14 protein-coding genes and 1 pseudogene are annotated in these 12,503 nt (G+C 50.1%); 9 read left to right on the forward strand and 6 right to left on the reverse strand.

Going from position 1 to position 12,503, the window contains the following annotated elements:
* Positions 1-7 precede the first annotated feature (7 nt).
* The 3 genes from ACT53G_RS10800 to ACT53G_RS10810 all read right to left on the reverse strand — a co-directional run bounded on the left by ACT53G_RS10800 (position 8) and on the right by ACT53G_RS10810 (position 3,515).
* On the reverse strand, positions 8-952 hold the full coding sequence (locus ACT53G_RS10800) for an alpha-E domain-containing protein (protein ID WP_275357416.1): 945 nt from the start codon (positions 950-952) through the stop codon (positions 8-10).
* Positions 946-2,439: a circularly permuted type 2 ATP-grasp protein gene (locus tag ACT53G_RS10805; RefSeq protein WP_194749631.1), complete on the reverse strand. Its 1,494-nt coding sequence runs from the start codon at positions 2,437-2,439 to the stop codon at positions 946-948. Before ACT53G_RS10805 ends, ACT53G_RS10800 begins: the two co-directional genes overlap by 7 nt.
* Positions 2,440-2,621: 182 nt before the next feature.
* Complete coding sequence (locus tag ACT53G_RS10810) at positions 2,622-3,515, reverse strand: YicC/YloC family endoribonuclease (RefSeq protein WP_476156148.1); 894 nt, start codon at positions 3,513-3,515, stop codon at positions 2,622-2,624.
* A gap of 145 nt (positions 3,516-3,660) precedes the next feature.
* Here ACT53G_RS10810 and ACT53G_RS10815 point away from each other — a divergent pair, with 145 nt between their 5' ends.
* The 6 genes from ACT53G_RS10815 (at position 3,661) to recQ (ending at position 9,088) form a co-directional block, all read left to right on the forward strand.
* The gene (locus tag ACT53G_RS10815; protein ID WP_275357412.1) at positions 3,661-4,596 is read left to right on the forward strand and encodes a serine/threonine protein kinase; all 936 of its coding nucleotides are present in this window, start codon (positions 3,661-3,663) and stop codon (positions 4,594-4,596) included.
* A gap of 10 nt (positions 4,597-4,606) precedes the next feature.
* On the forward strand, positions 4,607-5,524 hold the full coding sequence (locus tag ACT53G_RS10820) for a PP2C family protein-serine/threonine phosphatase (protein ID WP_194749629.1): 918 nt from the start codon (positions 4,607-4,609) through the stop codon (positions 5,522-5,524).
* A gap of 12 nt (positions 5,525-5,536) precedes the next feature.
* Entirely contained in the window at positions 5,537-6,256 is a 720-nt protein-coding gene (gene rph, locus ACT53G_RS10825; protein ID WP_476169398.1) for a ribonuclease PH, read from the forward strand.
* Position 6,257: 1 nt separating this feature from the next.
* A complete protein-coding gene (gene rdgB / locus ACT53G_RS10830) occupies positions 6,258-6,881 on the forward strand; it encodes an RdgB/HAM1 family non-canonical purine NTP pyrophosphatase (RefSeq protein ID WP_476169399.1) in 624 nt (207 codons plus the stop codon).
* Between the two features lie 8 nt (positions 6,882-6,889).
* Positions 6,890-7,105 carry a hypothetical protein gene (locus tag ACT53G_RS10835; protein WP_275357407.1) on the forward strand — a complete coding sequence of 72 codons (216 nt, stop codon included), beginning with the start codon at positions 6,890-6,892 and terminating at the stop codon, positions 7,103-7,105.
* 156 nt (positions 7,106-7,261) lie between these two features.
* The gene (recQ, locus tag ACT53G_RS10840; RefSeq protein ID WP_476169400.1) at positions 7,262-9,088 is read left to right on the forward strand and encodes a DNA helicase RecQ; all 1,827 of its coding nucleotides are present in this window, start codon (positions 7,262-7,264) and stop codon (positions 9,086-9,088) included.
* A 30-nt stretch (positions 9,089-9,118) separates the two neighbouring features.
* Here recQ and ACT53G_RS10845 read toward each other — a convergent pair whose 3' ends face one another.
* Positions 9,119-9,643, reverse strand: a complete 525-nt coding sequence (locus ACT53G_RS10845) for a DNA-binding protein (RefSeq protein WP_476169401.1) — start codon at positions 9,641-9,643, stop codon at positions 9,119-9,121.
* A 7-nt stretch (positions 9,644-9,650) separates the two neighbouring features.
* Positions 9,651-9,929: a hypothetical protein gene (locus ACT53G_RS10850; RefSeq protein WP_476169402.1), complete on the reverse strand. Its 279-nt coding sequence runs from the start codon at positions 9,927-9,929 to the stop codon at positions 9,651-9,653.
* A gap of 131 nt (positions 9,930-10,060) precedes the next feature.
* Between ACT53G_RS10850 and ACT53G_RS10855 the strand changes: the two are divergent.
* From ACT53G_RS10855 to ACT53G_RS10865, 3 genes and pseudogenes are all read left to right on the forward strand, one after another.
* A pseudogene (locus ACT53G_RS10855) lies at positions 10,061-10,254 on the forward strand (HRDC domain-containing protein); the annotation flags it as partial.
* 67 nt (positions 10,255-10,321) lie between these two features.
* A complete protein-coding gene (locus ACT53G_RS10860) occupies positions 10,322-11,041 on the forward strand; it encodes an HNH endonuclease signature motif containing protein (RefSeq protein ID WP_476169403.1) in 720 nt (239 codons plus the stop codon).
* Positions 11,022-11,420, forward strand: coding sequence for a hypothetical protein (locus tag ACT53G_RS10865; protein ID WP_476169404.1), 399 nt, complete (start codon positions 11,022-11,024; stop codon positions 11,418-11,420). The genes ACT53G_RS10860 and ACT53G_RS10865 overlap by 20 nt, the downstream gene beginning before the upstream one ends.
* A 430-nt stretch (positions 11,421-11,850) precedes the next feature.
* On the opposite strand, the gene ACT53G_RS10870 is transcribed toward ACT53G_RS10865, so the two are convergent.
* Positions 11,851-12,501 carry an arylesterase gene (locus ACT53G_RS10870; protein WP_476169405.1) on the reverse strand — a complete coding sequence of 217 codons (651 nt, stop codon included), beginning with the start codon at positions 12,499-12,501 and terminating at the stop codon, positions 11,851-11,853.
* Positions 12,502-12,503: the final 2 nt, after the last annotated feature.

Genomic DNA, 12,503 nt, shown 5'->3' on the forward strand with positions numbered 1-12,503 from the left:
TCAGGCGTCAGGCCGTGGCGCTTAAAAAATTACGTTGTATTTCTTCGCCCAGTTTGCGGTTGGCCAGAATAAATTCATCCAGAAAATGGTGTACGCCATCTTTTAAAATATCCAGCATGCGGCCGTAATGCAGTCTGGCATGCATCTGGCCAGCCAGTCGTTCAGCTTCGGTGTGGCGGCTGCCAGCGACCTGGCGCAAAATCGGCATGATCTCGGCGTAACAGGCATGCAGAGACCGCGGCATGTCTTCACGCAGAATCAATAATTCAGACACCTTGGTCGGTTCAATGGCATCGCGGTAGACTTTTTGGTAAGCCTGAAATGCCGAGACCGAGCGCAACACCGCACTCCATTCGTAGTAATCCACCGCGCCGTCATTGGCTTCTTGCATGGGCATCAGGTACTCATACTTCACATCCAGCAGGCGGGCAGTATTGTCTGCGCGTTCCATAAAGGTGCCCAGGCGCACAAAGCTAAAGGCCTCGTCACGCAACATGGTGCCAAAACAGACGCCACGGAACAGGTGCGAACGGCTTTTTACCCATTCGCAAAATTCGCTCAAGCCGGATTGGGTCAGGTCCTGTTTGATATATTGCCCAAACTCAATCCACAGTGTGTTCATGTTTTCCCAGGTCTCGGTGGTCATGGCCACACGCACGGCACGGGCGTTTTCACGCGCACTACGCAATGAGCTGTAAATGCTGGACGGGTTCTGGCTATCCATGACCAGATGTTTGATGACGTTGGCGGCCGACAGTTCTTTGTAATTGCTGTCATAAATGTCGCGGATCCCGGCAATTTCAAGCACGGCATCCCAGAGTTCTGCTTCGTTGCTGCTGTCTGAAGGCAACAGGGACATGTTATAAGTCACGTCCAGCACACGGGCCACGTTTTCAGCACGCTCGATATAACGTGCCATCCAATATAAATGATCTGCGGTACGGCTTAACATATGACGGCCTCTTGCGTTGCTTGTTGGGCAGCCATTTGCGACTGCACGGTTTCTGCACTGACATCGTCCCGCTCCAGCACCCAGGTATCCTTGGTGCCGCCCCCTTGCGAGGAGTTCACCACCAGTGACCCTTCTTTGAGCGCTACCCGCGACAGGCCACCCGGCACCACACTGACCGTTTTGCCAGACAGCACAAATGGCCGTAAATCCACATGACGCGGCGCAATGCCCTGGTCGACCAGCGTCGGGCAGGTTGACAGTGCCAGCGTCGGCTGCGCGATGTAGTTAGCGGGTTTGGAGACAATGCGTAAACGGAATTCTTCAATTTCCTGCTTGCTGGCTGTGGGGCCCACCAGCATGCCGTAGCCGCCTGAGCCCTGCACTTCCTTGACGACCAGCTCGGGCAGATGATCCAGCACATAGGCCAGATCATCTTCCTTGCTGAGTTGATACGTAGGCACGTTCTGCAAGATGGGGGATTCACCCAAGTAGAACTTGATCATCTCCGGCACGTAAATATACGTCGCCTTGTCATCGGCCACGCCGGTGCCTACAGCGTTGGCCAATGTGACGCCACCATTGCGGTAAACGGAGAGCAGACCTGGCACGCCCAACAGGGAATCGGGCTTGAACACCAGAGGGTCGAGGAAGTCGTCGTCAATGCGGCGGTAGATCACGTCCACCCTTTGCGGGCCTTGCGTGGTGCGCATATAGACGGCGTTATTACGGACAAACAAATCCTGGCCTTCCACCAGTTCTATGCCCATTTGCTGGGCGAGGAAGGCGTGTTCAAAGTAAGCGCTGTTGTAAGCGCCGGGTGAGAGCAATACCACGGTCGGGTCAGTGACGCCGGTCTGGGCGACCGAGCGCAGGTTGTTCAGCAGTACACTGGGGTAATGTTCCACAGGGGCAATCGGGTATTTTTTAAACAAATCCGGGAACAGCCGCATCATCATCTTGCGGTCTTCGAGCATGTAAGACACGCCGGAAGGGGTACGCAGGTTGTCTTCAAGCACGTAAAACTGTGACTCGCTGGTGCGGACCAGGTCTATCCCTGCCACATGCGCATACACCTGGTTAGGTACAGTCACACCCACCATTTCCGGGCGGTATTGCGAATTGGTCAGGATGCTGTGCGGGACAATGCCGGCCTTGATGATTTCCTGATCATGATAAATATCATGCAGAAACATATTGAGGGCGCGTACGCGCTGGACGGCACCTTTGGACAAATGCGCCCATTCACTGGCCGAAATCATGCGTGGAATCACATCAAACGGAATCAGGCGCTCGGCACCATCTTCTTCACCATACACGTTAAACGTGATGCCGACGCGGCGGAACAGGACTTCCGCTTCTGCGCGTTTGGCCGCCAGTTGCTGGGTAGGCACATTCGCCAACCAGCGGTTATAGGCCTGGTAAATCGCCCTTACATTGCCCCCATAGCCCTGCATTTCATCAAAAAACTGTTTGGCCGTTTGCGTCATCGTGCTGGACCTTTGCCTTACTTGTAAAATTCATTTAAACAAGAGCAAGCCGTGTGCCAGCCTGTAAAACCCATTTAAATCATGAGTTTATGTTTTATATGAGCGGGTTTCAGAAAGAAAGCGCACCTAAATGGTGCACTCTCGAATCACGGTTTTGGTGCAAACCATGTGTTAAATAGGGCTTATTCAATATTCTGAATCTGTTCACGCATCTGTTCGATCAACACTTTCAGTTGCATAGAGACTTGTGTCGTTTCAATCGCCACCGATTTGGAGCCTAGTGTGTTGGCTTCCCGGTTCATTTCCTGCATCAAAAAGTCCAGCTTTTTGCCCATGGTGCCGCCAGCCGTGAGGATGCGGTCCATTTCAACAATGTGGGCATTGAGCCGCGCCAGCTCTTCATCGACATCAATCCGTTGGGCATAGAGCACGATTTCCTGACGTACGCGGTCATCCTCTGCCTGCATGGCTTCACGCAGTTTGGTGGTCAGTTTATCCTGATATTGGCTGATCAGGGCAGGTAACAGCGGTTTGACGATGCTGATCTGCTCACGGACGCCTTGCAGACGGTCGAGCAGCACTTGCTTGAGTTTTTCACCTTCGCGCTGGCGGGCGGCAATCAGTTCATCAATGGCCTGCGACAAGCCATTGAGCAGGCTCTGCGCCATGGCCTCGGTATCGATGCTCTCCGTTTGGCAAACACCGGGCAGCTTGAGCACTTCAACCAGATTGACTGGTTGCGCCTGCGGAAAATGTTGCTGTAACGCGGCCAGGGTTTGCGAGATCTGCCCGACCATTTCAGGGTTGAGCGTCAGGTTAGCCACCGCGGCATCGCTTTTGAGATTGATGCGACATTCCACCTTGCCACGTCCCAGGCGGGACTGCAGCAATTCACGTACTTGCGCCTCAAACTGGCGCAAGTTGTCATCGATTTTGACATTGAGCTCAAGATAACGGTGGTTGACTGCCCGCAGCTCAATCAGCAGCAGCCCGCCAGTAAAGCGGCTTTCGGTGGCCGCAAAGCCGGTCATGCTCAACATCGGTTGGCTAGCGGGGGAATTTTTTATCGTCATCATCTGGCTCCTGGCAAACTCACTGATTGTATCAAATGCGGTATCGTTATGCGAAAATGGTACAAACAAGGCGGCGCGCAGAACAAATCACAACCTCTGCTGATGCCATGCCCTTAATAAAAGCCATGATTGTGACGTTAAAGCGCTAGTGAAGCTCGCTCATAAATACGATTTTGCCTTGCCGGTAGGCACTGTGCTGCATGACTACACCATTACCAAGGTGCTGAGTCTGGGCGGGTTCAGCTTCGTCTATCTGGCGCAAGATGCGCAGAAAACCACGGTTGCTATCAAGGAATACATGCCGGTGACTTTAGCCGAGCGCGAGGGCGACACGCATATCCGCTCTAATGGCAAAAATGAAGCCGCCTACAAACATGGCATGAAGTGCTTTTTTGAAGAAGGTCTGGCGCTGGCCAATATCGAGCACAAAAACATCGTGCGCGTGAAAAACTTCTTCCGCGCCAACAGCACCGTCTATATGGTCATGAAATATGAGCGTGGCAAATCGCTGCAAGACTACATCATGGCGTTAGCGCAGCCTGTGCCCGAGAATTTTCTGATCCGCATGTTCGTTGAGTTGCTCAATGGATTGCGTGAGGTGCACTCACGCAAATTGCTGCACCTTGATATCAAACCGGCCAATATCTATATCCGCCTGGATGGCTCGCCAGTGCTGCTGGACTTCGGTTCGGCGCGCCAGGCTTTGTCCGAGGTGACGCTGGCGCCCACTTACACGCCGGGCTATGCCCCGCCTGAGCAATATATAGACCGCAAACATCTGGGCCCCTGGAGCGATATTTACAGCATAGGCGCCAGTATGTATGCCTGTCTGCACCGGGCCTCGCCGATCGCGGCCAACCAGCGCCTCAAGCACGATACGCTGGTGCCGGCCGTGGAGTTGGGGCAACAGATCTACTCTGAAAAATTGCTGGCGATTATTGATGAGTGCATGCAGCTGGATTATATGCTCAGACCGCAAAGTGTGTTTTCATTGCAGAAAAAAATGATTGGCATCCATGTGGCTGAAGATCCGCGTGGCTCGCTGGTGGATAAAATTATTAAAGTGTTGACCAAGCCACTATGAAATTCATCCTATGAAATTCACCATTGCACAAGGCAGTCGCCAGGGGCCGCGACCCTATAATCAGGACCGGCTGGCTTACTCTTACCATCGGCATGCCATTTTCATGGTATTGGCAGATGGCATGGGCGGGCACCAGCATGGCGATGTGGCGGCCGAAATCGCGGTCAAAACCATGATCGATGCCTTTCAGCGCGAATCAAAGCCTATGATTGCGCAACCCGCGCAATTTTTGCGCGAGCAGATTGCACAGGTGCATGAGGTGATCGAAAACGTCCGCCTGCAAAAGCGTTTGCAAGAGTCGCCGCGTACCACCATCGTCGTGGCTTTGATTCAACACAACAAACTGTTTTGCGCCCATGTCGGCGATTCCCGCGCCTACCTCTACCGTAACGGCCTGGTCGAGTTTCAAACAGAAGATCATTCTGTGGTGCAATCCTTGTTGCGCGAGGGTAAAATCCGCGCTGACGAGGTCAACCATCACCCGCACCGCAATAAAATTTATAATTGCGTCGGCGGGGATCGTGAACCGCAGGTCGAACTGACTGCGCCGATTCCGTTGCGGGAGGGCGATGTGGTGTTGCTGTGCTCGGATGGCGTCTGGAACGTGGTGTCCGAGATCAGTATGGCGCAACACATGCTGGCGGCGGATATCCATGATGGTGTCACGCGTTTGCTCGACGATGCCGATGCCGCCAGTATTACCGTTGGTGATAACATGAGCGCCATTGCGCTGCAGTGGGGCGAACGCATTGTCACCCCGCTGACGATTTCAACGCTGGATTTACCGCTAGACGTCACCACCACCATGATGAATGAAAGCCCGGCCACGCCCAGTCCGTATGCGTTAGATCTGACTGACGAAGAAATCGAAAAGGCGATTGCCGAGATACAAGAAGCGCTGGGCAGAACCCGGCAATTGATTAAATAAGAGAAAGTAACCATGACCAGACCCAGCCAGCGCGCCAACGACCAGTTGCGTGCCATCGAAATCATTCGCCATTACACCAAGCATGCAGAAGGCTCAGTACTGGTTAAATTTGGCGATACCCAGGTGATTTGTACTGCCAGCGTAGAAGAAAAAGTGCCAGGCTTTTTAAAAGGTAAAGGCCAGGGTTGGGTGACGGCAGAATACGGCATGCTGCCACGTTCTACCGGTTCCCGCATGGACCGTGAGGCCGCGCGCGGCAAGCAAACTGGCCGCACGCAAGAGATTCAGCGCCTGATCGGCCGCAGTCTGCGCGCCATCATCGACCTCGAAAAACTCGGTGAACGCACCATCCACTTTGACTGTGATGTGATTCAGGCAGATGGCGGCACCCGCACCGCCAGTATCACCGGCGCCTATGTTGCCATGGTCGATGCCGTGTCAACCTTGCTGCAAAAAGGCCTGTTGACCGAAACACCGATCAAAGACTCTGTGGCCGCCATTTCCGTCGGCGTTTACCAAGGCACACCCGTGCTGGATTTGGACTATATCGAAGACTCTGACTGCGATACAGACATGAACGTGGTCATAACCGGCAACGGTGGCTTTGTCGAGATTCAGGGCACCGCCGAAGGCGAGCCCTTTGCCCGCGAAACCATGAACCAGATGCTGGACCTTGCCGCCAAGGGCATCAGCGAAATTGCCGTGATTCAGCAAACCGCACTGGCCGCTTAATATGGCCTTGCCGTTTGAAAAACTGGTCATTGCCTCTGGCAACAAAGGCAAACTCCGTGAAATTGCACATTTGCTGGCACCACTCAATCTCGCAGTGCTGCCACAATCCGAGTTTAATGTGCCAGAGTGCCCCGAGCCGTATGGCACCTTTATTGAAAACGCCCTCGCCAAGGCGCGCCATGCCAGCCAACACACTGGCTTACCCGCGTTGGCAGATGATTCCGGCCTGTGCGTGGATGCATTGCAAGGCGCACCAGGCGTAATTTCTGCACGCTATGCCGGGCCACAGCCAGCCAAAAGCCTGCTCACACAAGACGAGCGCAATAACGATAAATTGCTCACAGCCATGGAACGCATCGCCAACCGCCGTGCCTATTTTTACAGCGTGGTTGTGCTGGTGCGCCATCCGCAAGATCCGCAACCGATCATTGCCGATGGCCTATGGCGCGGTGAAATCCTGCGTGAGTTCCGCGGTACCGAAGGCTTTGGCTACGACCCACTGTTTCTGGATACGCAGACGGGCAAAACCGTGGCAGAATTACCGCTTGAGATCAAAAGTCAGTTGAGTCACCGTGGGCAAGCGATGGCCAAACTGCTGCAACAACTGAAAACACTGGGTGAGTAAACAAGACCATGAGCAATGAATGGCCAAAATGGGTACGCGATGACGGTTCGGTGGTGTCCTGCACCGAAAAGGTCAAAGTCATGGCCGAAAATTTTGACGAGCTGAAACAAATTGCCCAGGACGCGCTGGAAGACGGCTTGCTGATGGAAGTCAGCGAAGCGCAGATGCGCAAAGCGTTGCACGAGCTTGTTGACGCCTTAGTTAATCCTTATAACAAGATTTAGGGAAGTGCTGAATAATTGAGCGAGCGGGATAAAGTGCAAGGCGCACGGAGCACAGGAACCGAGACAGTACGCGGTGTACGGCTCGGTTGCGAGCACCGCGCAACGCAGCAATTTGCCCGCGCAGTCAATTATTCAGTGCTTCCTTAGGCTTGCCAAATGGCAACCCTCTCACCGCAACAAATCCTCCAAGACGTTTTTGGTTACAACCAGTTTCGCCAGCAGCAACAAGCCATCGTAGAACATGTCATCAGCGGGCAGGATGCGCTGGTGCTCATGCCCACCGGTGGTGGCAAATCGCTTTGCTATCAAATTCCAGCCTTGGCGCGTGATGGGCTGGCGATTGTTGTCTCGCCGCTGATTGCCCTGATGCAAGACCAGGTCGAAGCCCTGCAACAACTGGGCGTCAACGCCGCCTTCCTCAATTCCAGTTTAAGCGCTGAGGATAACGCCCGTATCACCCGCCAGGTGGTCAGCGGCGAAATCAAATTATTATACGTTGCGCCCGAGCGTTTGATGGTCGGCAGCTTTTTAAGCCTGCTTGATGAAGTGCAGCAACATGTCGGCCTTGCCTTGTTTGCGATTGATGAAGCACATTGCGTATCGCAATGGGGGCATGATTTCCGGCCGGAGTATCGTCAGCTGACGATATTGCATAACCGCTTCCCCGAGGTGCCGCGTATCGCACTCACGGCGACCGCCGATGCACCGACCCGTGCCGAGATCATCAGCCAGCTCAACCTCGAAAACGCCCGCCAGTTCGTTTCCAGTTTTGATAGGCCAAATATCCGCTACCACGTCGGCATCAAAAATAATGCCCGCCAGCAACTGCAAGCATTTTTAGAGCGCGAGCATCCGAATGACGCTGGCATTATTTATTGCCTATCCCGCAGAAAGGTGGAAGAAACCGCTGCCTGGCTGGTTGAAAAAGGCTGGTCAGCGTTGCCTTACCACGCCGGTTTGCCCGCACAATTACGTGAGCTGCATCAGCGGCGTTTTTTGCGAGAAGAGGGCATCATTATGGTGGCAACCATCGCATTCGGCATGGGCATCGATAAACCCAATGTACGCTTTGTCGCACATTTAGATTTGCCAAAAAGCATGGAAGGCTACTACCAGGAAACCGGCCGCGCCGGGCGCGATGGCCTGCAAGCCAATGCCTGGATGGTCTACGGCATGGGTGATGTTGTCTCCATGCGGCAAATGCTCGATAGCGGCGAAGCCTCCGAAGAACGCAAACGGCTGGAACGCCTGAAACTGGATGCCTTGCTAGGTTACTGCGAATCCACCACCTGCCGTCACCAAAGCATTCTGCGCTACTTCGGCGAAAGCCATCCTGGCGCCTGCGGCCAATGCGATAACTGCCTGCACCCGGTCGAAACCTGGCAAGCCACCCAGGTCGCCCAAATGGCACTTTCCTGCGTCTACCGCACCGGCCAAAGATTCGGCGTCGGCCATCTAATTGATGTGCTGATAGGTAAAGTCACCCCGCAAGTCGAGCGCTTTAATCACGATAAAGTCAGCACCTTCGGCATAGGTAAAACCCTCAATCAAAACCAATGGAGCGGCGTCTATCGCCAGCTGATTGCGGCGGGATTACTGGAAGCAGACATGGCTGCCTATGGCGGCTTGAAACTAACTGAAGCTGCAAGGCCAGTATTAAAAGGCGAGCAAGAAGTCTGGTTACGCCGCGATGCCGAACCCGAAAAACGCATGAGCAAAGCTGAACGTAGCGCCCGCGCCAAAGAAGCCTTTGAAGGTGCCAATGATGACCCACTCTGGCAAGCGCTTAAAGCCAAACGGCTGGAACTGGCAAGAGAGCAGGGCGTACCACCGTATGTGATTTTTCACGATAGTACACTGCTAGAAATTCACAACCGCAAACCACAAACCTTGGATGAAATGGGGCAGATTAGCGGGATAGGGCAGGCAAAATTGCAGAAATATGGTGATGCTTTTTTGCAGGTGCTTGAAGAAATGGCTTAAAAACCACGGAGTACTGTGAAAAAAGAACGCCTAAATGATATCCAGAAATTTCGACTGAATTTTAGGATTCACCTTCTGACTTTGATGGGTTAAATTGGCTGTCATTGAGATTTCAGCAATCTCAAGCAAGTTTTTATTGATGGAGACGCCATCTTCTATAAACCAGCGCAGTACAGGCTCCAAATGCCAGATACCACCCGCAGAGCTTTGATGAATCGGGTTAGGAAAGCGCTTTTTGGGGTTGGCGATGATTTTTTGAATATTCTGCCGAGAGCAACCAATCACGCTGGCAATTTCAGTAGGGGTTACCAAGTCAGGGGATACTTCAATCAGTTCTGCCTCAGGTATCGCCTTTTTCACATCTGCAATCGCACTTAAAACGGCTTCATCAGCAGAAGCTGCCTCACGCACAAACTCAAGCGCAATCACCCCTGTTTTACCTACGCCTATCGTCGCATCATCACAGCCAGCTTCAAACAGCGTATTTAAATATTGCGAAGCATCTGCGTTTTCATCAGGCAGGGCATATTTTAAAATAAACTCGTATTCCATCATCACTCACCTATTTTTTACCTTTGGGCAGGGTCTTTGAGGCGTCCTCATCCACTTTCCCTACACACTTATCTACCACACGTCGTAAAGCTTTAGCATGATTCTCTGGGCTTCTGGGCGTGCTCCAAATACTGGTCACACAAAATTCACCGCAGCGGCATTCCTCATCATTAAACGGGCAATACATCTTTCCCCAACAATGCCCACCACCAACAGTGATTTTCCATTGTTTTGAAATGGCATATTCAATGGCCGCATTGATTTCTTTGTTTGGATGCTTGAGTGCCATGTTATTCCTGGTGATGTTGGTTGTCAATCGACAACATACGTGTTTTTTGTTAACAATTGTTAATATATCATCACCATGACAATCAAAAAAAGAGTTTAGAATTATTGAAAACTGCAGATAACGATGGCTCGCCGCTCTTACGAACACTTCAAGCCAAAAGGCTGGAACTGGCAAGGTAACAGGGCATGCCGCCGTATGTGATTTTTCACGATAGTCTCTTGTTGGAAATTCATAACCGCAAACCTTGGATGAAATGGGGCAGATTAGCGGGATAGGACAGGCCAAATTGCAGAAGTATGGTGATGTGTTTTTACAGTTATTGTAAGTTATGGTTTAAAAGACTTTTATACCACTATACTTAGAATTAAAGATTTACAATTTCAGGACGCGCTATGGCTATATCAGAAAAATCAATAAAAATACTATGGGCTAGCGCGGCTGGGAGATGCTCGTTTCCGGATTGCACAGAGAGGTTAACTTCGGTACACACAGAAACCTCACCGCATTACACTCTTGGGCAAATGGCGCATATAAAAGGTAATAAGAAAGGATCAAATCGCTATGATCAAAACCAGCCTAACGAAGAGCGAGATCTATACGAAAATTTGATTCTTCTTTGCCCTAATCATCATTCTGAAATTGATAAACCTGAGAATGAAGGAAAATATTCAGTTGAGTGGTTAATAGACGCAAAGAAAAAGCATGAGGAGTACGTGTTAATGGCTCTTACCCCACAAAACATAACTAACCTTGAAGACTTAAAAGATGCAATCGCTGTGCTCTTAGCGGAGAGTTATCAAGTTTGGAAAAAATATGGACCCAATTCTGAATTGGCAATGATGAATCCGCATAGTGATGAGCTATATAGTTTATGGTTGAATGAACGACTGTCGACAATTGTGCCGAACAACAGAGTTATTGCAAATCTACTCACACAATATAGAAAAATGTTTGCTCGAAGTGAGCAAGAGATCATCAGTCAATTTTTGTTACACGTTAATAGTTATGAAAAATGGGTTACTAATGAATTAGCTTATCAAGCTGTTGAGCGTTTCCCTAACAGTTTCAACGGCCTTATTATGGGAGATGGGGATGCCAGCACACAACAGTGAGTTTCCATGGCTAAGTTATTATGGACATTATCAATTTTTTGAAAATCAATTAAGTAACCATAATAAAGTTTCTAGAATAAAAAAAGTTTCTACAGGGTTATACGACATAACGCTTACTAATGGACAAACTCTTAGGGTTTTTATCTGTGAATGTTATTCATTTGGTGGAGCCGAATATGTTGAAACCTTACAACAGGTTGGTCATGTGGATAGTGTTGTGATTAACTCTAACTGGTGCGGATATTCCTTAGCTCTGAAAATGGAGTGCATGGCAGATAGGGTAGGTATATTTGATATGAAAGGATTCATGGCAGCTATACACAAAAAAAATTACTGGGAATATATGACAGAGGATGAGAAGGAGAGTACCAATAGATGATTGAGCATCAAAATTGCATTGAGGTATATGGTTTTGGGTCATTCTTCAAGGGCAATTGTGCATATCGGGATATTGATTTGCTCTTAATTCATGAAAAGCTGTCGCTAGTATCTTGTAACAGTGCAATAGATTGCAAAAATAAGATTCAGAGTCTGCTGCCTATTGCACATATAACCATGTTGTCAGTAGAAGAGGAAAAGTCATTTTCATTCATATCTAAAAGCCACTCAATTTATCTTGGGCACATTTGCAAATCTAGATTACAAAGAGATATTGAAAGTATATTTTCTGTTATCAGAGTCCAAAAAGAAGCTTATTCTAAGTCCACTGAGCATCTTAGCGATCATTCAAACTTTGTTTAGTTGCAGTAGGGCACTTTGCTGACATTTAGTCTATTTGAAGTGGGATCGTTTGAGTGATAGCTTATTGGTCATTTAGTGGATTTGATATTACTAGATAATAAGGGCTTCAAAGTTGGCCAAACATTCTCCAATATCTTAGGCTGCGCAATCACATTAGGATGCAATCCATCTTCAATCACCAGATCACTGTGACCACTCACACCTTCCAGAAAAAATGGCACAAAGGGTGTTTTGTAGGTTTGCGATAACTCCAGATAAACCTGTTTAAAACCATTAGTATATTTCGGGCCGTAATTCGGTGGAATAAACATACCTAGCAAAACCACTTGCGCATTGGCTTGTTTGCTGGCTTGAATCATTTTCTCAAGGTTATTTTTCATCGCATCCAGCGGTAAGCCGCGTAGGCCGTCGTTAGCGCCTAGTTCTATCACCACAATACTGGGGTTAAACTGCTGAATTGCGGCAGGCAAACGGCTGAGGCCGCCCGCGGTTGTTTCGCCACTGACGCTGGCGTTGGCAACTTCGTAGGGTAATTGCTTGTCTTTTATTCTTTGCGCCAATAAATTCACCCAACCTTTTTCTTTGGGGATGCCATAGGCGGCGGATAAACTGTCTCCAAACACCAGAATCACCGGTTTGGATGTTGTTTCAGCCAGGGCGGCATCGGCAAAAAATAGAGTAGTGCATACGCTTAATATCTTGAGAAATCGGAACATCATTA

It is taken from the genome of Methylophilus sp. DMC18 (genome assembly GCF_056314005.1).